The 24,488-nt window shown below is 40.1% G+C and carries 24 protein-coding genes and 1 other annotated feature; of the genes, 9 read left to right on the forward strand and 15 right to left on the reverse strand.

The window, feature by feature from the left end:
* The first annotated feature begins 4 nt into the window (after positions 1–4).
* The 8 genes from B7723_RS06170 (at position 5) to B7723_RS06200 (ending at position 5,352) form a co-directional block, all read left to right on the forward strand.
* Positions 5–1,504: a DNA primase family protein gene (locus B7723_RS06170; protein ID WP_000792743.1), complete on the forward strand. Its 1,500-nt coding sequence runs from the start codon at positions 5–7 to the stop codon at positions 1,502–1,504.
* 363 nt (positions 1,505–1,867) lie between these two features.
* Positions 1,868–2,401 carry a hypothetical protein gene (locus B7723_RS06175; protein ID WP_000173106.1) on the forward strand — a complete coding sequence of 178 codons (534 nt, stop codon included), beginning with the start codon at positions 1,868–1,870 and terminating at the stop codon, positions 2,399–2,401.
* 103 nt (positions 2,402–2,504) lie between these two features.
* The gene (locus B7723_RS06180) at positions 2,505–3,014 is read left to right on the forward strand and encodes a hypothetical protein (RefSeq protein WP_025172361.1); all 510 of its coding nucleotides are present in this window, start codon (positions 2,505–2,507) and stop codon (positions 3,012–3,014) included.
* Positions 3,015–3,484: 470 nt separating this feature from the next.
* Positions 3,485–3,904: a DUF1492 domain-containing protein gene (locus B7723_RS06185; protein ID WP_000186912.1), complete on the forward strand. Its 420-nt coding sequence runs from the start codon at positions 3,485–3,487 to the stop codon at positions 3,902–3,904.
* Between the two features lie 109 nt (positions 3,905–4,013).
* Positions 4,014–4,142, forward strand: coding sequence for a hypothetical protein (locus B7723_RS10725; protein WP_000568696.1), 129 nt, complete (start codon positions 4,014–4,016; stop codon positions 4,140–4,142).
* Positions 4,143–4,351: 209 nt separating this feature from the next.
* On the forward strand, positions 4,352–4,531 hold the full coding sequence (locus B7723_RS06190; RefSeq protein WP_001132280.1) for a type II toxin-antitoxin system HicA family toxin: 180 nt from the start codon (positions 4,352–4,354) through the stop codon (positions 4,529–4,531).
* A gap of 42 nt (positions 4,532–4,573) precedes the next feature.
* Positions 4,574–5,026, forward strand: a complete 453-nt coding sequence (locus B7723_RS06195; protein ID WP_000961807.1) for a type II toxin-antitoxin system HicB family antitoxin — start codon at positions 4,574–4,576, stop codon at positions 5,024–5,026.
* A gap of 116 nt (positions 5,027–5,142) precedes the next feature.
* Entirely contained in the window at positions 5,143–5,352 is a 210-nt protein-coding gene (locus B7723_RS06200) for a BOW99_gp33 family protein (RefSeq protein ID WP_001151314.1), read from the forward strand.
* A 569-nt stretch (positions 5,353–5,921) separates the two neighbouring features.
* On the opposite strand, the gene B7723_RS06205 is transcribed toward B7723_RS06200, so the two are convergent.
* The 14 genes from B7723_RS06205 to B7723_RS06270 all read right to left on the reverse strand — a co-directional run bounded on the left by B7723_RS06205 (position 5,922) and on the right by B7723_RS06270 (position 22,516).
* Positions 5,922–6,848, reverse strand: coding sequence for an aldo/keto reductase (locus B7723_RS06205; protein WP_084849554.1), 927 nt, complete (start codon positions 6,846–6,848; stop codon positions 5,922–5,924).
* Positions 6,849–6,942: 94 nt separating this feature from the next.
* Positions 6,943–7,977, reverse strand: coding sequence for a DNA/RNA non-specific endonuclease (locus B7723_RS06210; protein ID WP_084849553.1), 1,035 nt, complete (start codon positions 7,975–7,977; stop codon positions 6,943–6,945).
* Positions 7,978–8,146: 169 nt separating this feature from the next.
* Positions 8,147–10,399 carry a glucosaminidase domain-containing protein gene (locus B7723_RS06215; RefSeq protein WP_084849552.1) on the reverse strand — a complete coding sequence of 751 codons (2,253 nt, stop codon included), beginning with the start codon at positions 10,397–10,399 and terminating at the stop codon, positions 8,147–8,149.
* A 110-nt stretch (positions 10,400–10,509) separates the two neighbouring features.
* Positions 10,510–11,496 carry a dihydroorotate dehydrogenase gene (locus B7723_RS06220; protein WP_162279209.1) on the reverse strand — a complete coding sequence of 329 codons (987 nt, stop codon included), beginning with the start codon at positions 11,494–11,496 and terminating at the stop codon, positions 10,510–10,512.
* On the reverse strand, positions 11,459–12,259 hold the full coding sequence (locus B7723_RS06225; protein ID WP_084849550.1) for a dihydroorotate dehydrogenase electron transfer subunit: 801 nt from the start codon (positions 12,257–12,259) through the stop codon (positions 11,459–11,461). The genes B7723_RS06220 and B7723_RS06225 overlap by 38 nt, the downstream gene beginning before the upstream one ends.
* 248 nt (positions 12,260–12,507) lie before the next feature.
* Positions 12,508–12,888 carry a lactoylglutathione lyase gene (gloA, locus tag B7723_RS06230; protein ID WP_084849549.1) on the reverse strand — a complete coding sequence of 127 codons (381 nt, stop codon included), beginning with the start codon at positions 12,886–12,888 and terminating at the stop codon, positions 12,508–12,510.
* A 97-nt stretch (positions 12,889–12,985) separates the two neighbouring features.
* On the reverse strand, positions 12,986–15,757 hold the full coding sequence (locus B7723_RS06235; protein ID WP_084849548.1) for a J domain-containing protein: 2,772 nt from the start codon (positions 15,755–15,757) through the stop codon (positions 12,986–12,988).
* 13 nt (positions 15,758–15,770) lie between these two features.
* Complete coding sequence (locus B7723_RS06240; RefSeq protein ID WP_084849547.1) at positions 15,771–17,435, reverse strand: molecular chaperone HscC; 1,665 nt, start codon at positions 17,433–17,435, stop codon at positions 15,771–15,773.
* A gap of 175 nt (positions 17,436–17,610) precedes the next feature.
* A complete protein-coding gene (gene rplT, locus B7723_RS06245; protein WP_000124830.1) occupies positions 17,611–17,970 on the reverse strand; it encodes a 50S ribosomal protein L20 in 360 nt (119 codons plus the stop codon).
* A 51-nt stretch (positions 17,971–18,021) separates the two neighbouring features.
* The gene (rpmI, locus tag B7723_RS06250) at positions 18,022–18,222 is read right to left on the reverse strand and encodes a 50S ribosomal protein L35 (protein WP_001125942.1); all 201 of its coding nucleotides are present in this window, start codon (positions 18,220–18,222) and stop codon (positions 18,022–18,024) included.
* A 32-nt stretch (positions 18,223–18,254) separates the two neighbouring features.
* A complete protein-coding gene (gene infC, locus B7723_RS06255; RefSeq protein WP_000848184.1) occupies positions 18,255–18,785 on the reverse strand; it encodes a translation initiation factor IF-3 in 531 nt (176 codons plus the stop codon).
* A gap of 15 nt (positions 18,786–18,800) precedes the next feature.
* Positions 18,801–18,932 (reverse strand) — a sequence feature (ribosomal protein L20 leader region).
* A 64-nt stretch (positions 18,933–18,996) separates the two neighbouring features.
* On the reverse strand, positions 18,997–21,246 hold the full coding sequence (locus tag B7723_RS06260; protein WP_084849546.1) for a DNA internalization-related competence protein ComEC/Rec2: 2,250 nt from the start codon (positions 21,244–21,246) through the stop codon (positions 18,997–18,999).
* Complete coding sequence (locus tag B7723_RS06265) at positions 21,230–21,880, reverse strand: helix-hairpin-helix domain-containing protein (protein ID WP_084849545.1); 651 nt, start codon at positions 21,878–21,880, stop codon at positions 21,230–21,232. Before B7723_RS06265 ends, B7723_RS06260 begins: the two co-directional genes overlap by 17 nt.
* Before the next feature lie 66 nt (positions 21,881–21,946).
* Positions 21,947–22,516 carry a GNAT family N-acetyltransferase gene (locus tag B7723_RS06270; RefSeq protein WP_084849544.1) on the reverse strand — a complete coding sequence of 190 codons (570 nt, stop codon included), beginning with the start codon at positions 22,514–22,516 and terminating at the stop codon, positions 21,947–21,949.
* A 175-nt stretch (positions 22,517–22,691) separates the two neighbouring features.
* On the opposite strand from B7723_RS06270, the gene ald reads away from it, so the two are divergent.
* Positions 22,692–23,804 carry an alanine dehydrogenase gene (ald, locus tag B7723_RS06275; RefSeq protein WP_084849543.1) on the forward strand — a complete coding sequence of 371 codons (1,113 nt, stop codon included), beginning with the start codon at positions 22,692–22,694 and terminating at the stop codon, positions 23,802–23,804.
* A 188-nt stretch (positions 23,805–23,992) separates the two neighbouring features.
* On the opposite strand, the gene B7723_RS06280 is transcribed toward ald, so the two are convergent.
* A partial coding sequence (locus tag B7723_RS06280) for a G5 domain-containing protein (protein WP_142358081.1) occupies positions 23,993–24,488 on the reverse strand: 496 nt, incomplete at its 5' end.

The following is a 24,488-nucleotide window of genomic DNA, read 5'->3' on the forward strand; positions in this document are numbered from 1 at the left end:
AAAATTGAAAAACCTGGAAAGTGAAATCTTAGAGGTGAGAGAGCAAGAACAACCACCTAGAACGATGAAGGAGCTTGAAAATCGTATCTTTCAGGCTGGTGAAGAATGGCGGGCAGAACATACTGAAACAAAAGTAAACGAGTCCACAGGGGACGTTACTGAAAAGGTCGCTATGCCCCAAACCTTCACAGTCGCTAAAATTTTAAGCGATATTGTCACGTTTACTTTTATCAGTAAGAGCAGCATAGCTGATTATAGCCTACTCTATATCTATGATTTAGACGAGGGTATCTATACCGCTAGTAATGACCTGTTTAACCTATTCTGTAAGACTTTTGACGTGAGAATTAAGCCCAGAGAGTGGCCACAGATTAAGTTAATGGTTAGGACATTGACCAAGATAAAGAAGCCTTTAGAAAGTGCTGACCTTGTACCTGTAAAGAATGGTATTATTGATCTCAGAACTAAGGAGCTACTACCATTTAGCCCTGATTATATCATTACAAGCAAAATCAGCACAGCTTACCACGCGCCTAAACGAGTCCCAACAGATCGAGAGGGCAAAACTTTTGACGATTGGCTAAACTCAATCGCTTGTAATGATAGTGAACTGGTAACACTGTTTTGGCAGATTATCCTAGAAGCTATCAATCCTAACCACACCCGAAATAAGTTTGCTATCTTCTACGGGGACGGTAACAACGGTAAGGGGACGTTTCAGCGCTTCCTTATCAATCTGATAGGGGAAAGTAATATATCAGCCTTAAAGCCTGCACAGTTCGGAGAAAAGCATAACTTGGAGACCTTGGTAGGCAAAGTTTGTAATATTGGAGATGAAGCACCTAATGAATATTTGAAAAATCCGTCTGATTTAATGAGTATCACTAGCGGGGACACCGTGCTAGTCAATCCAAAAGGTCGGCCAGCTTTTGAAGCTACTTTTAAGTTATTCAATATCTTTTCAGGAAATTATATCCCCAACGGTGGCAACAAGACAAAAGGCTGGTATCGTAGAATTATGATCGTACCTTTCAATGCTGACTTTAACGGGGAGAAGGAAAAACCTTGGATAAAAAATGAGTTTTTAGCAAACAAGGAAGTCCTAGAGTATGCCCTGTACAAAGCCATCAACCAAAAGCCATTTACTCACTTTATCGAACCTAAAGCAGTTAAAGGCCTTCTAGAAGAATACCAAGAGGATAATGACTACTTGCTTTCATGGGTTAAACATGAATACATGGAAAAAGGTTGGCATGAGCTGGACGTAGTACCTGTTTTTATCGTTACAAGATCACTGAAGCATTATGCTGAGGACATGGGAATACCCAAGCCCAATGTTTACGGAGCAGGTAAAGAAACTATCAGGCACTTACAACAGTTGACGCCTAATAAGTACCAACTTAAGAGGGCGAGGGTCAAGGTTGAAGATTACGACAAACTGGATCCGCTAGAGTTTGAAAGAACAAAACTAGCTAAAACTAATCATGCTGTCGTTAAAGACTAAAATGTTACCTTCTTTTTATGCCCTAAACCCTTGGTATATCTAGGTTTTTACCCCAAAATGTTACCTTCTTGTTACCTTGTTTAGAAAGAAGGTAACGTAGTTGAACCCTTGATAATATTGACTTTTTTGGAAAAATGTTACCTTGTTACCTTCTTTTTAACTCTCTATATAGGGAAAAAATAGTATTTATATATATAAGGGCAATGACTTCAAAAGAAGGTAACATGGTAACAAAATGGTCTAATCCCTTGTGGCAGTAAGGCTGAACTATGTTACCTAGAAGGTAACAAAATCACTAAAGAAGGTAACAAATCGCAAAAATTTACATAATTTACCTTAAAATAAGAATAGGAGAAAAACAACATGACATTAAAAACCTTTTCAGATAAAGCAAAAGCATTCACTTTCACTTACGAATTTAAAGACCTAGATACTGCTATGGTCGCAGGGCACGCGCTACTAGGATATATGACTGGGACATATTGCCAGCCTGTAATCTCATTGACCTACAAGGATAAAGGCACACTAGTAGCTGAGTATGTGGAAGATCACAAGCTAAACAATACCTTCAAGCGTATTTGTGACAGTTTCAAAGAATACTACAAGCACCCAGAGGGGGATGAAGCATTTGAAGAACGTTACAAACAGGAGCGCGTGCTTCAACTCAAAGAGTCAGAGAACTTTGATAGTTTGCTGGAAAAGGTAACAGACTACGAGCTGGAGCTATTAGACTATGCTGATCGCTTGCTTTCTGATAAGCCTATCCCTATGGACTCTATGACTGCTTTTGGTACGTTGGAAATGCTGGGCGATGAAAGTATTAACCTACTCCAAAAGTTGGACGTAGAAGGCGAATATAAAGGCCTTGCTGATTATGTGGCAGAGGCAGAAAGCTAGAACTATCAAGAGAGGCGCTAGCCTCTTTTTGTGGTTTCATTACTACTGAACCCAATCAATTTGGGTTTTTCTATATAGGGGTATTTTTGAACGAATGGAAGTTATAAAATCAATAACCATAGAGACATTTATAAAGCCAATGAAAGACAAGAATATCAGTCACGGTATAGCTGAGTTGGACGGTAGAAAACTAGAGATAGACCTAGATAACCTGTATATCATCTTTGGAAGTAATCATTTTGATTTAGCAAGTATACCAGGAACCAAGGGAGGAAATCGCTACTTCTTTGTCTGTCCTATTTGTGGTAATCGATGCAGAAAACTCTATAAGAGACTTTTGCTATATGGTTGTGGATCATGCCAGAAAATACACAAATCAACACTGAACCGAAGTAAGACAGATTGCCAATACTATTGGGAGAGAGCACTGAGGGAAGCTAGAAAGGTGGAACCAGGTTGGAGCCCAAAACGTGGCGGATATATGTTTGATAGTTTTCCTAAAAGACCAAAGTATATGAAACGTAACAAGTATTATAAGCATTATCAAAAGTTTGTGAACTACACCAAGAAAGGAGATAGTTTTTGGCTGAATGGATTGAGCAATCTGAAGTAGTGTTTTGAAACATTTCCAAACAAATCTAAATAAAGATCACAGTTACAACAGTTCAATTACAAGATACTAAGCAGGCATGAAGGCAAGACAGGAGGCAGAGATACCCCCTTTATTTTTAGACGGGGGTAGGTATTGTTCGGATATAAGAACGCTGCCCTCTTCTGTACGAAAAATTCCCTTTTTGAAATGTTTATAAGTGTTAGGGAATGTAGTGCTATCAAGAAATTCGCTTAATTTTTTACCTCCAAAGCTATCTCTCAACTATCCTTTTATAACCATGGTGGGGTAGCCCCCCTATCCACGCGCTTCTATGACCTTCACGCCGTCACTGTACATTTTTTCTCGCGGGAAATTACTTCCTAGGGAATAATTGAACTCCGAGCGAACGCCGAGAAAATGCAAAAAAGCCAAGGCGCTCCGCCTCAGCTATAATTAACACAATAAAATTATACCATACAGGAGGCCAAGGCATGACACCAGATCAGGTAAAAGAAAAACTAGAGGGCATTAAGTGGATCAATAAAGAAATAGAAGGCTTATATTTGGAGCTTGCAGCTTTAGAAAGTGGTATTATCAAAAAGCAAGAACTGAGCACTACTAGAGTACAAACAAGCAGGGTAAATACAGCAGAGAATAACCTTATAAGCGTTCTAAAACTAAAAGAGGACACTTTACAGAGAATTGAGCGACTTACTGAAGAGAGAATGGAAATATCTAGGCTGATTGATAAGCTAGCCAATCCGCTTGAGCGTGCTGTTCTAAGACTTTTTTACTTGAATAATCTCGTAGCTTTGGAAGTGGCCGAAGAAATAGGAAAGTCTGCCACCTCAGTATATCGAGTAAAGCAGGAAGCTATAGAACACTTAGCAGGTATGGTAAATGGGGATTGATAAGGCTGAATATGAGCGTATCAAGGCCGAAATACTGCTAGACTTTGCTAAAGGCTATCGAGGTGGTGTTTTGTTGAAAAATGTTGAGAATTAAGTGAGGGAGAATGACATGATTGAAGATTTTTTGATTGATTTAGAGAATATCCAATTAGAGGATATGGAAATAGATTTAAACATGGATTTTGAAATAGATGTTGACCTTGACGGTTTAGATTTAACTTTACTACAAGAATTATAAGCGCAAATGTTGGCAAATGTAGGCTGAGGCTTCATATTTGCCCCTGCTTCACTTTGTTTCGGACTGGACGACTAAAATTCATTACGGATAAACTAAAAGACCTTAGAAACGAATCTGGGGGCTTTTGTGATTTGATAGATAATAAGTATTATCCCTTTACAGTACGTGTAATACGTGTTATAATAATACTGTCAGGAGGTAAAAGCGCTATGCCTATGACACAAAAAGAGATGGTCAAACTCCTTACGGCTCATGGTTGGATAAAAACCAAAGGCGGTAAAGGCTCCCATGTTAAAATGGAGAAGGAAGGGGAAAGACCTATCACAGTCCCTCATGGTGAACTTAATAAGTACACTGAAAGAGGGATAAGAAAGCAAGCAGGACTGTAATAAAGGCAGTCCCCCGCTTGTCTTTGATTTTGGAGGTAAACTATGCTTGTCACTTATCCAGCTTTATTTTATTATGACGATACAGACGGAGCTAACGCCCCTTACTTTGTAACTTTCCCAGATTTTGAACATTCAGCAACTCAAGGGGAGGATATGGCAGACGCTATGGCAATGGCCAGCGATTGGCTCGGTATTAACCTAGCTGATTATATCGAGAATGGGCGAGAAATTCCTACCCCTACTCCTATTAACGCTTTATCTTTGGCTTCTAACAACCCTTTCCAGAATGACGAGGACATAGATCTAGTCTATAATCCTAGTAAATCTTTTATCTCTATGGTTATGGTTGACGTTGCAGAATATCTAGGCAGTCAAGAGCCTGTTAAAAAAACCCTAACCATTCCACGTTGGGCGGATACATTAGGGCGTGACCTAGGGTTGAACTTCTCACAGACCCTAACAGACGCTATTGCTGATAAAAAAATCCATGCTTAATAATTAACTATGATATAATTGACTTATAAACAGAGCTTTTCCATCTCCCCTTGAAACAGTTCGTTCTGCGGTAGGAGGTGGGACGGTTCTGTTTTTACCATAAAGGAGTATTTAACATGGCAAAAGTTAAAGGAAAATGGAACCCAACAATATCCCATATTGTCCCTAAAGGTACCAAACTAGCAGACGGTACAATATTAGACAAAGAAACAACCTTAACACAAGAAGAATTTACTAAAAATCCCCCTGTTATTCCAGCAGGACATCCTTTTTATAATATTTGGGCTGGCATAATTAGAGAAAAGATAGAAAAAGGAGAGTTATAACATCAAAATACTGTACATTTCCACTTGATATTTGCTTGAAATCGTATTGTTAAGGTCAACAAAATTGATAACCACGCGCTTTTATCTATCTCACCTTTTCGCTAGCTAAAACAACCAATGCGCGTGATAAACATGGTATAATATATTCACAGCTGGAGGCTTGCATAGTCTAGCCGATTAGGGAGAGTTAGACCGTGAGGTCACACACTCCCTTTTTTTGGTATAATAAGCCTATCAGATAAGCAAAAACAACTAAAAAAGCGTAGCTGATGACTACGCTAGTTCTTGCCTGCTGAACTCGTAAATTATTGACCTATTTTAGGTCTTTTTTTACTCCCCTTTTTGTGGACTTTGGGAGAATATTAAAGGTCATTTGTGACTATGTTTTTTTCAAAAAGTCCACAAAAATAAAGCCTATAAACTCCTATTTAAAGCCATTCCTAGACACTTTTCAGGATTTCTTCAAATGTCATGATGCTCTCCTTTAATGCTACATTCTTCATTTAATTATAACAAAAAACCGTTTTCCAACGGTTTTTTGATTGTGATTTATTCAAATCTGCTTCTACCTAGGGCAAATCATTCCCTGCAGCAAGATAAATTTCATACCATTCTTTTCTTGTTAAGTTAAAGTTTGTTGCTTGGCTAGCTTCTATCAAATGCTTTGGATTTGTTGTACCTACGACTGCCTGCATTTTAGCTGGATAACGCAATATCCAAGAAATTGCAATAGTTGAAGGAGTTACTCCATATTTAAAAGCTAAACGATCAAGTACTTGATTCAAAGCTTGAAATTTCTCATTACCAACAAAGTTCCCTTTAAAATACCCGAATTGTAAGACAGACCATGCTTGAATGACCACATCATGTAATTTGCAATATTCAAAAACGCTGCCATCTCGCATAGTTGCTTGACTATCTTCCATATTAACATGAAAACCTGATTCGAATCCTGGAGTAAAAGCCGCACTCAATTGTAGTTGATTAACAGCTAACGGCTGCTTAACATCTTTTTTAAGCAACTCCATCATCATAGGATTTTGATTAGAAACTCCAAAATCTCGGACCTTACCTTGTTTATAAAGAAGATCAAAGGCTTCTGCTACTTGGTCAGATTCCATCAAAGCATCTGGTCGATGAAGAAGCAAGCTATCTAGATGATCAATCTTCAATCTTTGCAAAATTCCGTCAACTGATTTTATAATATAGTCCTTAGAAAAATCAAAATAGGTAAATTCTTCAATGCGAATGCCACATTTGGACTGAATCCACATCTTTTCTCTTAAATCTGAACGATTTTTTAGGACAATACCTAACAGTTCTTCACAACGACCACGACCATAAATATCAGCCAAGTCAAAAGCATTGATTCCAACAGAAAGTGCTGTTTCTACAAGCTCTTCAACTTCTTTTACAGACTTATCTTTTATTCTCATCATTCCGAGAACAATTTCTGATAATTCTTTGTCATCTTGACCAAGAGTTATGTATCTCATCAAGTTTTTCTCCTTTAATGCTAAATTCTTCATTTAATTATAACAAAAAACCGTTTTCCAACGGCTTTTTGACTGTATATCTACTAAATTCTTCCTACCACTGCAATCCGGCTTCTCTAATTTCTTTCTTAGAAGCAAATTTACCATTTGGTCTGTGCCATCTTCCGTTTTTATCTCTAAAGTAGCCACCTGAATTAGTTGATTGCGAGTTTGATTCTTGGCTTTCTTCCTTTTCTTGTGCGGCCTGACGTGCTTTTTCCTGTTCTTCTTCTTTTGCTTTCTTTTCAGCTGCTTCTTTTTCTTCAGCCTCTTTCTTGGCTTTTTCCTCAGCTTCCTTCTTAGCCTTTTCTTTCTCTTCTTTTATCTTTGCATCTTCAACTGTATTTTTAGCAGTACCATCCAAATAATTGATTTCCGCATTAGCTGAAACATTGTCTAGAATAACATGCGTCACAGAATACTGATCAACCTTTTCTTTACTACCACCCAACTTGATTTCCAAGAGTTTGCCGTTTTCATCTATTCCCACATACTGCAACTCAATCTGTCTAGGGATCAATTCGTCCTTTTGATAGATTGGGGTCACCTTGTAATCAAGAAAGTAGTTTGGGTGATTGGCCAACCAAGAGTCCAATCGATTTTCATAGTAAAGCATGCTACTTTGGTTTTGATCATCTGTTCCAGAATAATTTCCAGCATTAAGCCAGTTAGTCATTGGAACCAGATTCCTCTTTTCATCGTTTAATCCGCTAAACTGATAACCAATCAGATGACCTCGACTCATCAGCCAAGCTTCTTTTTTACCGTCACCATAAAAGAATTTATAGTTGTGCCATCCAACTGGATCATAAGTCAACTTAGGTTCTCTCTTCTCAGTTGGCTCATCGCTGTCCTTAAGTTGAATATGAGCACCCGTCGCACGTGATTTAGAATCCAATTCCCCAAGTTCTAGTTGTTTCTCATTTTTAAAAGGCAAGAGTCCAGCTTCTTTAAACAACTTCTCATCAAACTTGATTTGCTTCTGTTCAATTTTTTCTTCTGGGACCTTTGATTCCGCCTTATGTCCAGAACAAGCAACTAGTGTTGTGATTGAAAGCAAGGCAATTGAGAAGGATAGTAACTTTTTCATAAAATTCTCCTTTTTTATATAGTAATTAGATTAATATCTCCTATTACATTTTACTATCATTTTGTTAATTGTTCAAGAATAAAGAGACTGTTATTATACTATTTCTCCTCCAATGTTTAAAACAAAAACGATAACCACTTTTTCAGTAGTTACCATTGATTTCTTTTGATTAGTCTTTCCCACCAAGTCTACTATTGATGGTCATCATGATGCTGGCTATTTTCTCACCCCAGTATGGATCAGAAGCATAGCGAACATTCATTCCGGTTGCTTTATTTCCAAGGTGGTCTCTGCCATAGTCGATGTAGTTCTCACGGATCCACTTGGCGGCTCCAAGGATTCCTTTATCCACATTATCAAAGCTCTTGGCTGAGAGATATGGGCTCGTATCATAAGCAGCAATACCAAAGAAGTTGTTCTTATCTCTGGCAATTTGACTGCGTCCCCAAGCACTTTCAAGGGCACTATGTGCCATCAAGTAAAGGGCATTGACACCGTAGCGTTCCTCAGCTTCTTTGAAAGTCGCTCCTTTACCTGCGAGAGGACTATCCTGCAAGTTCATCATCGAATACAGTTTATCCAATTCAGCTGCACTATAATTACTTGGTTCTCTCAAGTTTTTATAGAGGAAAGGATTTTTAATGGTAAAGCCATCAAAATGCTCTCCATCAGTTGAGTAGTACTTCTTACCAATAACCATGGCAGATGTGTGTGGAGCTACTTTGATACTCGTATAAGGAGAGAGTTCATGGTAGAGGAATTTCCCATCACTAGTATAATGAGGGATAAACTCGCTTCCTTCATCTACTGCTGTCAAATCACTTTGATTCATATAGCCAGACAAGCCAGAAATCGAAACTGCAAGTCGGCCGCCTTTTCGCGTCGAGCTATCCAGTGAAACAATGCTTCCTTGGTTAATGTAACTCAAGATTTCTCCAGATGCACTATAGACATAGGCTGTGATGGGTTTAACTTTGTAATATTTGGTTTTATCCGCAACATGCCATCTACCAGAAGCATCCAAGGTATGACCATCCACAGTTTCATTTTTTGCCATATAACCGCCTGATTTAAGGTAGTACCATGATTGGTCGGATGAATCGTAGATTAATTCTTTCTCAGCCATCTTTCCATTTGACTTGAGGTAGAACCAATTGTTCTTGTACCATACCCACTCACTCGCAGCCATATAACCACCAGATTTGAGATAGTAGTAACCATTATCCCAGAGCCATTCTTTATTGGCATAATTTCCATCAGAGTTAATATAGAACCAAGAGTTATAATTCTTGTCAAAGAGCCACCCTTTGCCAGCTTTTGCTCCACTGCTCGTCACATAACTGCGGTCAATCCAAGTTTCCGTAGAGAGGTAGCCTCCTGATTTGAAATGGTAATCCTTACCTTTGATAGTTTGCCAACCTTTTTCAGCATAGGTTCCGTCAGCTTTCAAGTAAAACCAAGAGTTATAATTCTTGTCAAAGAGCCATTCCGATTTCAATTTAGCTCCACTTTTAGCAACATAGAAGCGGTCAATCCAGCGCTCGGTAGAAAGATAGCCGCCTGATTTGAAATGGTAATCTTTTTCTTTAATCGTTTCCCAGCCTTTTTCGGCATAAGTTCCGTCAGCTTTCAAGTAAAACCAAGCATCATAATTCTTATCAAAGAGCCATTCCGATTTCAATTTAGCTCCACTCTTCGAAACATAAAAGCGTTCAATCCAACGTTCAGTAGAAAGATAACCACCTGATTTAAAATGGTAGTCTTTCCCATCTATAGTTAACCAGCCATTTTCAGCATAGGTACCATCTTGTTGAAGGTAGAACCAACTGCTATAGTTGTCATCATAAATCCAGGCTTGTTTAACCTTATGACCATTTTCGGATATATAGTTCTTGCCAAGCCAAGCATTTTTCAGCATTTTACCTTGTGAATTGATGTAGTATTGGTTCTCCCCTTGAGTGATCCACTCATCTTTGGCCATTTTCCCGTCTTCTTTAAGGTAATATTTTTCCTGACCTTGTTGAATCCATTCGTTTTGAGCTTTCTGACCATTAGACTTGAGATAATACCAGGATTCTTGTTCCTGATTAAATACCCACTGTTCCTTGGCTTTAGCACCACTTTCAGTCACATAGTACTGGCCAACCCACGTTTTTGTGGCTAATTTTCCGGTCTCGTTAAAATAGTAATCCTTACCACCAACTGTCAACCAGCCGTTCTCAGCACGATTTCCATCAGCTGTTAAATAAAACCACGCCTGTTGCGTTTGGTCATAAATCCATTGGTTGGTTGCTGGTTTCCCGTTTGCTTTGAGGTAGGTCTTACCTTGCCAAGTTCCCTCTTCTGCTTTTGCTGTCTCCACTACAGTAAAAAAACACCCCAATAAGCCAGCACTTACTAGGGCCACTTTCCATCGTTTCATTTAAATGCTCCAATAACGTTTTCTAAACCCTATTGTAACATAGTTAATCGACGGAAATATTACAAATTGATGAAGATTCTATTTCTTGTTGACGATAAGGAAGACCTAGCTTATCTCAGACTGGCTTTGACTTCCTGACGGAGATTTTCCAAACTGCTAATGCCATATTTATCCATAACTTTTGGTAGATGTTCGATGATATCAGGACAAGCGTAAGGATTGGTAAAGTTGGCTGTTCCAACTCCGATGGCAGAGGCACCAGCTAGATACATTTCTAGCGCTGCTTCAGCAGAATCCACTCCCCCCATTCCAATAATGGGCAGGTCTGTTGTTTGAGCTACTTGGCGGATGAGTTTGAGGGCTACTGGAAAGACTGCTGGTCCAGACATTCCACCTGTTCCATTGGCTAGGATTGGTTTTCTAGTTTTGAGGTCAAAGCGCATACCGACAAGGGTATTGATCATGGTTAAGCCACTTGCTCCTGCATCTTCTGCGGCTTTGGCAATAGTGACAATATCCGTCACGCTAGGAGTTAACTTAACATAAACTGGCACATCAGAAGATTCCACAGCTGCCTTTACCACTTCATAAGCCAAGTCAGGATCTTGCCCAATCAGAAGTCCATGATTGCCATGATCTACATTCGGACAAGAGATATTGAGCTCGATAGCTTTTACATTGCCTGCCTTGGAAATTCCTCGAGAAACGGCAGCATACTCTTGTTTTGAAAAGCCTGCAACATTTGCGATGATAGGAAGTGTTGGGTATTCTCTTTCCAGCCAAGGCAACTTTTCAGCTAAAACAGCTTCTAAACCTGGATTTTGCAATCCGATTGCATTGAGCATACCAGCAGGGGTCTCTGCAACCCTGGGAGTAGGATTACCAAAACGGGGTTCAAGTGTCGTTGCCTTGATCATAATGGAGCCTAAAAGGTCTAAATCATAGTACTTGGCATACTCTTGACCAAAACCAAAACAGCCTGAGGCTGGGATAATCGGATTCTTCAAATCCAAGCCCGGTAGAGAAACTTGTAAACGATTTGTAGTCATGACTTTCTCCTTATAATACAACTGTTCCTGTTCGGAAAACAGGACCATCTTCACAGACGCGTTGGCTAACCGTCTCACTTTCTGGCACTTTTAGAACGCAGGCATAGCAGGCCCCCATCCCGCAAGCCATACGAGATTCCAGAGATAGATAGGCTCTTGGATGATCATAAAATCTTTGATTGATATACTTCATCATTCCAGGTGCCCCACATGAGTAAACAGCATCAAATGAACTGTCTAAGTCATTGATGACAACCGATACATTTCCCTTAATGCCATAAGAACCATCATCTGTCGTTACAAAAACCTGCCCATATTGGGCCAATTCCTTTTCGAGAATAACAGCATCCTTAGTCGCAAAACCGAGGACTGTCACTACTGTCACCCCACGCGCATGCAATTCCTTGGCTACTTCTAGCAAGGGTGGAACACCAATCCCACCACCAACGAGGAGGACTTGACTCTGATTGTCTAAATCAGACAAGTCAAAACCATTCCCCTGAGGCCCCATCACATCAAGAGTATCTCCCTGCCTTAAGGTTGAGAAAATAGCTGTCCCAGCCCCCTCAACCCGATAAATGAGGTGACACTGCTTGTTTGCCTTGTCGATAGACGAAATTGAAATAGGACGGCGCAAGAGATGGGCATCATCAGGCACGCGCAGATGGAGAAATTGGCCTGCTCGCATGGCTTCAACCATTTCTCCTTCTAGGACTAATTCATAGATTGCTGGCGCAATTTCCTCTTGTACAACCACCTTCATGGTTTCCAAACGAATGGCACCCAAACGTTTCTTACATGTGGGATTCATGATTTTCCTCCTTAAATTTTAAGGGGACCAGATAAAGAAAAGACCTTGCGATTGCAAGGCCTCAGTTGGGTTAGGCTAGAACTCATGCGCACACTTAAAAAGTCCCCACAGAGAGCCCCCCTTATCCCTTTTATCTGACACCTTGTGAGTCTCTCTGGACTCCCCTTAAAGGTTAAATTTGTATTAGTATACTCTTTCAAAGAAAAAAAGTCAAGTAGAAAACGAACATTCTACTTGACTTCGCTGAGTTATTTTTCACGAATGACTTCGACCTTGTAGCCATCAGGATCCTTGACAAAGTAATAGTTTGGTTGAGTTCCTGGAAGTCCATTAGGGGCTGTCACCTCATAGCCTTTAGCGCTATGTTCTTGATGTAGGCCCTCAAGGTCAGGTGTACTGAGGGCGATATGGGCGAAGCCATCTCCTACCACATAAGGGCCGTGGTCATAGTTATAAGTCAACTCCAACTCGTAGTCATCACCATCAAGTCCTAGATAGACAATCGTGAAGGCATGGTCTGGAAAATCCCTGCGACGCAATTCTTTAAAACCAAAAGCATCTTGATAGAATGCAATTGATTTTTCAAGGTTTTCTACTCGCAAGCAAGTATGTAGCATTTTTGAAGCCATTTTCATTACCTCTTTCATTTGAATAGTTCCATTATACCTTTATTCAGGAAAATTTACTAGAAACTTGAACTAGAGTCCTCTTCTCTAAGCTTTCATTCTAAGCAGCACTTTTACGATTTTCCTTGCGTATATTGCGAATAAGGAAAAGCATGATCAGGACAAAAAGTCCCTCGAGGAAGTAGAAAGCAAATTCGCTATTCAATATTAACAGGTCTTTTTCAAAATGAATTTTGCTAAAATCAGGTATAAGTGCGAATAGGATTCGCAACAGTCTTCTTAGGAAAACAAAGATTTGCAATCCATAAATCATAAAGACCTTCTTCACACCAATCATGAAACCCTGTTCCTTTGTAAAATAAGACAAGACAATTCCATTTAACAAGAGGATAACGGTTATGGCCAGCGTTTCATTTCGTAGAATAGTTGGATTAAAGAGGTTTAAGCGGCTGTGAACGAAAGGCAATAATTGAAAGAGTAGGATACCCAAGATTGCTGGAAGGAGAATTTTTTTCAATGATGTTGGAAATCCGGGACTAAATCGTGTAAAAGACAAGCAAATCACAAGGATTACAAAAATATGGAAGTACATCATTGCAACTCCGGAAATGATCTGGCTTCGATTTACCAAAGCAGATAAGAAGCCAGCAGAAAGAAAGATACCGACAGGAATCAGCTTATCCAAAGAATAATCCCACTTCAGCCCTTGACTCACCTGGAAACCATCGATGAGACAGAAAAATGTAATGAAAATAAGGGCCCCAATAAGACCAAACGGTAAGAATGGAGTGACGAGGAGCAATAACAAGATGAATAGGAACCATGGATGGGGACTGTGGTAGAATTTTCGTTTTGAACCCCTAGCTGTCACTCCTTCCTCAATCTGTGTTTGCCTTAATTTTAGCATATAGACGTAAAAGAGAGAAAACATACCAGCATGGACCCATAAATTATCAATAGGTTGCTCTAGAACACTGAGTATCAAACTCACAATCGAAAATAGACCAAAGACAAACTGAAGAAACTTATTTTTAAAGACTTGTCTTTTTTTCCAATCCAAATAAGAGAGCTTGGCCTTTGGATGACTAAGTTCATAAGCATAAACTGTCATCTCTTCTAGTTTCTGGTCTGTCTCCTCCGTCATCATTTGGGGAGCCATTTTAGAAGTAGGAAAAGGAGATAAAACATATCTCAGGAGCTCGCCGTCTGTAAACCGATGGTACTCCTTATAGATCTGTTGAAGTAAAATCGTTAGAATACGTGGTCTTCCTTTAAAGTAGCTTCTCCACTTCTCCCAATCATTGATATCTTCATCGCTCTTAGTAAGCTTATCTATATAAAGATAACCTTCATTGTACCAGTAATCAAAATTTTCTTTTTTGTTAAGTGCATACTCCTCTACCACTGAAGGATAGGAATGGATACTCTTCCAGAAATGAAGTTTTTTCAGGTAAGGATTTGATTCCTCATCACTGTAACGCTCCACAAATTGGAGAACGAGAGCTAACACTTTCGCATTGGTTAAAGGATAGACGTCCACCTTTTCTAACAAATCAAGTAGGAGCGTGTGATCTTTGACTGATTCAAAAAGATATTGCCAATCACGTAACAGTTTATACTCGTCTTGATACCGAGCATGAAGCAACTCATAAAAGGCTACCTCAACTTCATCTGGATTATCTAGAGAGTAGTGACTAAAGTCAACATTTTCTCCCAGCTCCCCTTTTACTTCGTCTAAGTAATCAGCCAAGTCATTCAAGAGTGGATAATCCTCTTCAAATATGACTTGTCGGTTTTTTTCAAGAATATAGGTTAAAACGGGCACACTCTTGATTATCTGACGATTTTGATTTACTTGATCTAAGACCATAAAGCCCAGATAGGGGTGCTTGAAAAACTCTATCCAAGAGCTCAATTGATTTGCTTTGTTAGAATCTTGGAAAATTTTTTGGCAAAGTTGATAAGAATAATAGAATTCTTCAGTGGTTTCATGTGCGCTTTCAAGCGAACTGCCTTCCTCTTCTGCTATAGCTCTTTTAACTTTCCAATACTTCAGTTTATAGTAATATCCCCAGTACTTAAAGTCAGGTATATAGTCTTCTAGCAAGGGAATGAGGATAGAGAATTGCTCCGGTTTGTTAAAAATATAAACATCCATTTCCTCTAAAACGGATTGAACAATGTCCATATCATACTGATACTGATGAAAGAACTGACGCCATAGATGCTCTTGTTCTTCTGGACTGTAATCATCATTTTTAACAATACTTTCAATCGCATTTCGGATTAGATAGGTTCCTTCATTATAACCACTAAAGTCAAGGGTAGACCTTGTTGTTTCTTCTTGCCCACGGTTCTCTTCGTCACCAAACGTTTCAAAGTTGAGGGTATTCTTAGCTCTTTCTTCAGAATCTCCATTTAGCTGAACTTCCTCATCATAGTCACTAAAGTCAAGGGTGGACTTTTGCTCATCCTCTTCCGCTTTAAAGGTTTCAAAGTTAAAAGAATTGCTGGTTTTATCAGTCGATTGCTGATAATCACTGAAATCAAGACTAGATGTTTCAGACTCTTCGTTCTCAGTCTTCGTTTCTTCAGTCAAGTTTTCAAAGTTGAGACTAGAGTTAGGCTTTTCATTCGCCTCTTCTTCAAGTTCAGTAGCTTCTTGAGAGTCACTCACTTTTCTTAGACTATTTTCTGGTCTTGTATTTCTAGATCTCGCATAAATCAAGGCTTTTTGGTAAGCTTCAACAATTTCTTGGTAAATTTCTGGTTGGTCTTCTGGGTGATAGAGCCGAACCAGTTCAGCATAACGCCTTCTAATAAGCTTGACGTCAGTCGTTGGCTCTATCCCTAAAGTTTCCCATATATTCATAAGGTCTCCTCTTTTACAGTCCTCGCTCTAGGAAGTCTAGATAGTTTGAAAATGATTGATAAAGTTTTGGCAAATGATACACAGATGCTTGACTGACCTCTTCTTCAAATCGTCTAGTTTCAGCCATTAGCTCATCTCTTCTTCTCCCCAAGAGCATACTGTACACACGATTCGCTTTTTCAATCAAGAAACGATAAACCTCTGTTTCTTGAGCATTGATCTTATAGCGAGTCAACTCTGCTTGCTTAGCCTTGATTTCCTTTTCTGTCAGAGTAACACTATCTTGGAGAATAACATGGCTAAAGACTTCCTGTGTTGAATCAATTTTCACTTCGACATCCAAAATTCCATTTAAATCATAGGTGAATCGAACTGTGAAACTTTCATTTACTCGAGTATTCACAGGGACGGGAACTTCTAATTCTCCTAGGAACAGATTTTGTGATGCCTTCATCATCTCACCTTGATAGACCTTTATCTTGACTTGGCTCTGTCCCAATTCAGCCGTATAGTACTGCTCGATGCGTGAAGCAGGGAGGGTAGAATTTCGCTCAATAATCGGCGAAAAGCGGTCGCCAATTATCTCAATCCCTAGTGTAAAAGGACAAATATCAGACAGTAATAAATCTCGTATCTCACCTTGCCGCTCTTTTATTCCTGCTAAAAGGGCACAACCTCTCGCAATCATCCGATCGGGATCATCCGAAACCTGCACCACTTGATTGATACAGTAGGATAAAAAATCCTGAACCAAGCGGAGTTTCGAAGTCCCCCCAACAAGAACAAAGTTATCTGATGATACATAGCTATAGCGCGCATCCATCAAGGCACGGTCCAAAACGGCCTTAACACGGGCTAGCAGAGGTTGACAAAGCTCATAAAAACGCTGGTAGCTCAAGTCTAAAGTGTATTCCTGTTCTTGGTCCAGAACTGTCATCTTCACTTCTTCTTTCTCATTGAGTTCTAGTTTAGTCTTTTCAGCCTGTACCAGAATTTTGCCATAAAATTCACGGGAAATCGTATCCTTGGTTAATTGATTGGAGACTAAAAATTCCTCAGCAATTGCTGCAGTAAAATCCTCTCCTCCCAAACGATTGTCCCCTGCAATCGACACGATTTCGACAATATTATCAAACAACTCAACAACTGAGATATCTAGCGTACCCCCACCAAAATCGACTACAATAAAAGATTGATCTTCTTGGTTTACCATAGATCTTTTAGCAAGAGCCGCTGCGGAAGGTTCATTGATAATCCGATCAATCTGAACGCCTGCAAATTTCCCTGCTAGTTTGGTCGCATAGCGTTGAGCATCATTGAAATAGGCTGGAACACTGACAATCACTTCCTCGACCTTTTCTCCAAGATAGGTCTCTGCATCGTCTACCAACTTTCGAATGATAAAAGAGCTCAATTCTTCAGCCTTATATGCTCGATTTCCTAGTGTCAACTCATGCTTGGTCCCCATAAAACGCTTGAACTGTGAAACCGTCTTGTCTGGATGGGTCACCAAACGTTCCTTGGCAATTTTTCCAACTATGATTTCATCATTGTCATCCAAAGCCACAACAGAAGGAGTCAAATATTCACCAAAAGCATTGGGAATCAGCTTGACCTGGCCATCCTGGTATACCCCTACTAAAGAATTAGTCGTTCCTAAATCAATACCTACTATCATTTTCTTGTAACTCCAAATCTTTTTTAGATATTCCTATTATACAGGAAATATCCTATTTTCTTTGAAAAAATCTGTCATTTTCTCTTTAAAATCGAAAATCGTTTAAGGAAAATAAAAAAGTTTCACCCTACTCTTGCGGTAAAAACCACGAGAGTAAGAATGAAACAGTTTGTCATTATTTACCAAGTTTTGCTTTAGCTGCATCTGCAAGAGCTGTGAAAGCTGCTGCATCGTTAACAGCCAAGTCAGCAAGCATTTTACGGTTAACTTCGATTTCAGCCAATTTCAAACCATGCATCAATTGTGAGTATGAAAGTCCGTTCAAACGAGCTGCCGCATTGATACGAGTGATCCACAATTTACGGAAGTCACGTTTTTTCTGACGACGGTCACGGTATGCATAGTAGTAAGAGTTCATTACTTGTTCTTTTGCAGTACGGAACAAGATGTGTTTAGCTCCATAGTAACCTTTTGCTAATTTAAGAATACGTTTACGACGTTTGCGTGATACAACGCCACCTTTAACACGTGCCATGTTTTATTTCCTCCAAATATTTCCTAGAATTGTTTACTTACTGTTAGGCTATTATTTCAAGCGAGTAAGCATTGCTTTGATACGTTTGAAATCTCCTGAATGCACCATAGATGCTTTACGAAGATGACGACGTTGTTTCTTAGTTTTTCCGTGGAAACGGTGAGAAGTGTAAGCACGGAAACGTTTAAGTCCACCAGAACCTGTACGTTTGAAACGTTTAGCTGATGCGCGGTGTGTTTTTTGTTTTGGCATGATTTTTTCTCCTTTATTTAACTTTCTGACAATTATTTTTTGTCAGTTGCTGGCGCCAACTGCATGAACATTTGGCGTCCATCCATCTTAGCTCGTTGTTCGATGATCGCAATATCTTGTGTTGCTTCAGCAAACTCAGCTAAAACTTTTGCACCAATCTCTTTATGGGTAATCATACGACCCTTAAAGCGAATAGATACCTTAACTTTATTTCCTTTTTCAAGGAACTTGCGTGCATTGCGAAGTTTTGTGTCAAAGTCACCCTTGTCAATAGTTGGACTCAGACGAACTTCTTTCACAGTAACAACACTTTGTTTTTTACGTTGTTCTTTTTGCTTTTTCTGATACTCAAATTTGAACTTACCGTAGTCCATAATTTTAGCAACAGGTGGTTTTGCTTGGGGTTGAATCAATACTAAGTCAACATTTGCACTATCAGCCAATGCTTGCGCTTCGCTGAGTGGCTTGATGCCTAGCTGTTCTCCCTCAAGACCGATCAAGCGAACTTCACGTACACGAATTTCATCATTGATGAATAAGTCTTGCTTTGCTATGGTTTTCACCTCTTTTTTATTATTAGAGAAAAACAATAGCGGACTCGTAATAATACAAGCCCGCACGTTATGATAGCGTTTCTTAGAAACTTTTCATCCGTAGGGCCAGGCAACTTGATGTCACAAGGCGAGAAGCTCTCACTTCTGCTTTTCTCAACTTTTATATGATACCAAGTTTTCTATCCCTTGTCAAGATAAAAAGTCATTTTTTCGAAAAAGTTTATCTATTATATCGCACCGTTTCAATTCGCCAACTATTCCATCCTTTAAAGCGGATAGCCCCTTGCTGGTCAGTTCTGTAAATCTTACTCTTGATATTTTCCAGTCGTGTCAAGGTTTCCTGATGGGGGAGTTTCGCACGATTGTTTTTTCCAACTGAAATGAGAGTAATCTCTGGTTTGAGTTTTTCGAGGAAAACTGGATCTGATGAGGTTTTAGCACCATGTTGGCCCGCTTTCAAGACATCCACCTCTAGGTCAGGATAATGCTTCAGCAAGTCCTTCTCTCCCTTCTCTTTCAAATTTCCTGTGAAGAGAAAGTGCTTATCCAAGAGTTTTCCATAAAGAACCAGGGAAGCATCACGATCCCCATCTCCAATTTTCCTTGAAGATAGGACTTCTAACTGACTTCCAAAAATTAGCAAGTTATCTCCTACTGTCACACTGCGTACCTTGGTTTGGCTTGCTTCTAGTTCTGCCACAAATTCCTTCTGTGTCAAACTTCCTTTTGACACTAAAATTTCGCCCACATGGAAAGCCTTTGTTACTTCTAGCAAATCGCCAACATGCTCCTTGTCTGTATTGGTCAAAACCAGCTGGTCAATCTTATCTACTCCTCGACTTTTAAGATAGGGAATCAAGTTTCGCTGGGCATTGCTGGTCATCGCCTTTTCCTGCCAAGCTTGGATTTTCTTACTAGCTTCTACCTTACCACCAACATCTATGAGAATAGTTTTCCCAGTTACATCCCGTAGGAAAATACTCTCCCCTTGCCCAACATCCAGCATGGTAATTTCATTTTCAAGTGGATGCTTGGTAAGGAAAAAGAGACCCACAATAAAAAGACTGACTCCTGCTAGTCTTTTGATGTTTTTCCTCATGTCATAGACCAAGGCTAATGAAACTAACAGTAGAATCAAAAACCATGCGTTGGGTTGACCAAAGACCAGAGGCCTGCTTGCCAGCTGCGATACCAAGCGAATGACGCCCTCTAACCACTCAAAGACAAAGTTAAACTGAGTGACTGGGTAAACAAAAGACAGAATGAATAAGATGGACAAAAGCGGTAAGAATACCACATCAAACAGAAAGGAAAAGACAAAGGTCAAAAGGATAGACCAAGGCTGAAATTCTGCAAAATAAAAGGATAGAATGGGCAATATTCCCAAAGAAATGACCAGACTTTCTCTGGCAACAGCCTTGAGCCCCTCCCCTTCTTTGCTTGTCATAGTCAAGATAAAAGCGTATGCGCAGGACAAGACTCCTCCTGCTGTCAAGAAAAAGTTGGGCATGATGATAAAGAGGACAAGGATCGTCAAGGCAAAATTATCCAAGCCCTTAACACCATGTTGGGCCAGTAACTTTTGCAAGAGACTGCGAATGACCGAAGCTGAAAATCCTGTCAGACCTGCATAGATAAGAGAAAAGGGATAAGTTAGCCACTTCAAGTTTTCTTGGGTCAAGCCCAATCGCAAGAGGAGTTTCTTAAAGGCATCCATAAAGAAGCCCACCTGCATACCCGACAAGGCAAAGAGATGGATAATTCCAAGACTGGAATAGAGCTCATTCATTTCCTCAAAGTCCGTGTCCAAATGTCCCAGCAAGAGCCCCGTCATGTAGTTACGCATAGGGTCTGGAAAGTGCGTCTTGATCCAAACTACAGCCTTTCGACGTAAACTAGACAGATTTTCTCCTATATCCCAACTGCTAACCTGTTTAAGTGACTGGATGCTCTTGATAGTCAGTGTCTGATAAATCCCCTGGGTCTTTAGATAGGCTTGGTAGTCAAATCCACCAAAATTTCTCTGCCCTTCAGGCTCAGAAAGTTTTCCTTCTAGCTCTATCTCGTGAAGGTCTGTTAAGGCCTGAAAGAGCTCTTTCTCCTCCTCTGACTGTAGCTTATAATAAACATGGAAGGTGCGGCCCTCAGCCTTGCCCCGAAAGGACAGACTGTCTCCATTGACTTTGATGGTATCTGGTAAAATCCGTACCCTTTCAACAGAATCCACTAGGTTCTGACTAGCTTGACTCTGTTGCCAGTTTTGAAACAGAAACCAAAATCCAAAAACTCCACAAATCGCTAGAACTTTACCGGCCGATTTCCAAGGAAATTGGAAAAAGAGACAGACAAGCAAAAACACAAAACCTAGCAGTGCGAGATAGGATACTCCAAAAATGGCATAGTAAAGCCAGAGCAACAGAAAACTCAGATAGATTAGGGGGATAGGGAAATTCTTAATCCACTGTGACATAATCTTTTAGCTTTTCTATCGTTTTGGCACCAATGCCAGAGACTTTCTTTAATTCATCTACCGACTTGAATTTGCCATTTGCCTCACGATGGTCTATAATATCCTGCGCTCGTTTTCCTCCCAAGCCTTTGACCTGCTTGAGTTCTTCCAGACTAGCTTTATTGAGGTTGACCTTCTTATCTTTACTTGTCGAAGGAGACGTTCCAGAGGTAGCCTGCTGACTAGCTGCTTCTTCTCCCTTAGTTGGAACATAGACAAGAGCCTCGTCACTGATTTTCTGAGCGAGATTGAGCGACTTGCTATCTGCCTCATCTGTCAAGCCACCTGCCTTCTGAACAGCATCATGAACCCGACTTCCTACTGGCAAATCATAAATCCCTGGCGATTTAACAGCACCTTTGACATCTACTGTGATCAGATCTTGTTCAGGAGATTCTTCCTTTTCCTCCTTTTTCACTTCTTTTTCAGACGATGAATCCTTTGAAACGGCCGAGACTTCAGTCTGCAAATTTGTTTCTTTCACAGATGTTTGTGAACTTGGCTTTAGTAGGAAAAATGCGCCCAAGGCCAAACCCAAACCAGCACAAATGACAATGATTCTATACTCTTTAATTTTCTCGATAATTGCTTCCATATTTTCTCCTCTCTTAAGTTATTCGTAAGAGAAAGAAAAAACAGTCAAAAATTTCTTTTCAACTGCTTATTTATTTGCAAAATAGTCTTCCTTAGTCAAGACATAATGAACTCTTGTGATAATTCGACCTGGTTCTTTATTATCCATTCTGGCATAGGGTTCTTCGTGGGAAAAACGCATACCTGATTTCTCCATGACCTTGCCAGATGCGGGATTGTCTTTGTCATGAAGAGCGGTCAACTTGTTCATTCCAATCTTCTCAAAAGCCAGTTCAATCACGGCACGATTGGCTTCTGCCGTCAATCCTTGATTCCAATACTTTTTATTGATAATATAACCAATAGCTGCCTTCTTAAGAACAGGATCAATCTTGTGCAAGTCAATAGTTCCGATAAACTGACCAGTGCTTTTTAGTTCGATTCCCCACCGTCCCAAGGGACTAGCCAAGTAAAACTGAGCGATGTTGTTCTTGGTTTCTTCTAAGCTTTGATTTGTTGGAAAAGTGTAGCGTGTATTTTCTCTGTCTGAGGCATACTCAAACATAGCTTCTGCATCATTCAAGGTTACAGGTCGGAGCAATAAACGCTCCGTTTCTATAGATGGATACTGGGCAAATTTCACAAATAATGATTCCATACTTTTCCCTCCATTAGAGCTTGATTCTCACTAGTCTAGCATAAATAAATTTGAATGACAAGTTTTTCTTGATTTTTGAAGCGGTTTCATATACAATAAAACCATCACATTTTGATTTATGAACTGGAATGTGACAACCAAAACAAGATTGTCAATTGAAAGGTAGGTTATCTCTATGTTAATCGGAATCCCAAAAGAAATTAAAAATAATGAAAACCGTGTTGCCCTCACTCCTGCTGGCGTCCATAGTTTAGTCAGTCGCGGGCATCATGTCCTCATCGAATCAAATGCTGGTCTCGGTTCAGGATTTACTGATGCGGACTATCAAAAGCAAGGAGCTGAGATTGTCGCTACTGCTGCAGAAGCATGGGCTGCCGAGTTAGTCGTGAAAGTAAAAGAACCACTAGCTTCTGAATACGGTTATTTGCGCGACGATCTTTTCCTCTTCACCTACTTGCACATGGCCGCTGCACCAGAATTAGCAGATGCTATGTTAGTAGCAAAAACAACAGGAATTGCCTATGAAACTGTTCGTGACAATCAAGGACAACTACCGCTCCTCGTTCCTATGAGTGAGGTTGCAGGTCGTATGTCTGTTCAAATCGGAGCTCACTTCCTTACTAAGCAAGCTGGTGGCTCTGGTGTTTTACTTGGTGGTGTACCAGGTGTTCCAAAAGGAAAAGTAACCATCATCGGTGGTGGTGTCGTCGGTACACATGCTGCCCGCATCGCCCTTGGTCTTGGTGCTCAAGTGACTATTTTAGATATCAGTGCGAAGCGTCTCTCGGTACTAGAAGAAGTCTTTGGAAACCAAATTCAAACTCTTATGTCTAATTCATTCAACATCGAAGCAAGTGTGAGAGATGCTGATGTGGTGATTGGTGCAGTTCTCATCCCTGGTGCCAAAGCACCGAAATTGGTGACAGATGAGATGGTCAAACAAATGCATCCAGGCTCTGTCATTGTTGACGTTGCCGTTGACCAAGGTGGCGTTATCGAGACAGCTGACCGTGTGACAACGCACGATGAACCTGTCTATGAAAAATACGGTGTTCTCCACTATGCCGTTGCCAATATCCCTGGTGCGGTTGCCCGTACTTCTACTATCGCCCTAACCAATGTCACTCTTCCTTATATCGAAGCTCTGGCTGGCAAAGGATTCGCACAAGCAATTGCTGAAGATGAAGGCTTGCGTCAAGGTGTGACCACTTATCAAGGTTACTTGACCAGCCTCCCAGTTGCCCAAGGCCTGGGTAGAGATTTTACTTCTATCAATGAACTAGTTTAAAATTGGTTAACCATTCTTTCAAGCTAGAATAGACTCATACTACTCTACAAATTCCATAACAAGATATTGTTTCTAACAACTTATCCATAGTAATTCGTTTTAATTTATAAAGAAAGAACCCAAGAATAAATTCTGGGTTCTTTTTAGTATTTCTCGTACAAAAGATGCTTTTGTACAATTAGAGAGCCTTAGTCCTTCTTACGAACGACAAAGCCGACTAGACCGGCGATAAATAAACCAATCATTGAAAGAAGACTGGTAGAAGCTGTACCTGTGCTTGGTAGAACTTTCTTATCTTGGCTTGCAGTTTCTTCTTTCTTAGTGCTTTCAGCTTGGTTCCCTGTTGTTACAGTATCTTTCTTAGTTCCAACTTCGACAACTTCGTCTACTGCTGGAGTAGTGATTGTGTTTGATTTCTCAACACGACCTGTTTCAACACCGTCTGTGTAAGTGACAGTTTCAACAATCGTACGAACACCCTTCTTACCAGCTGTCTTCACTTGACGACTTCCTTCTGGAAGATCTGGATTTGTTACTTCCTTAGTTTGGAAAGCAACATCTTCTGTTTTCGTTTCTTCCTTAGTCGTTACAACTGGGGCTACTACTTTCTTAGTTCCAACTTCGACAACTTCGTCTACTGCTGGAGTAGTGATTGTGTTTGATTTCACCTCACGACCTGTCTCT

Origin of the sequence: Streptococcus oralis subsp. oralis, assembly GCF_002096435.1 — a bacterium.
Lineage (GTDB): Bacteria > Bacillota > Bacilli > Lactobacillales > Streptococcaceae > Streptococcus > Streptococcus oralis_AA.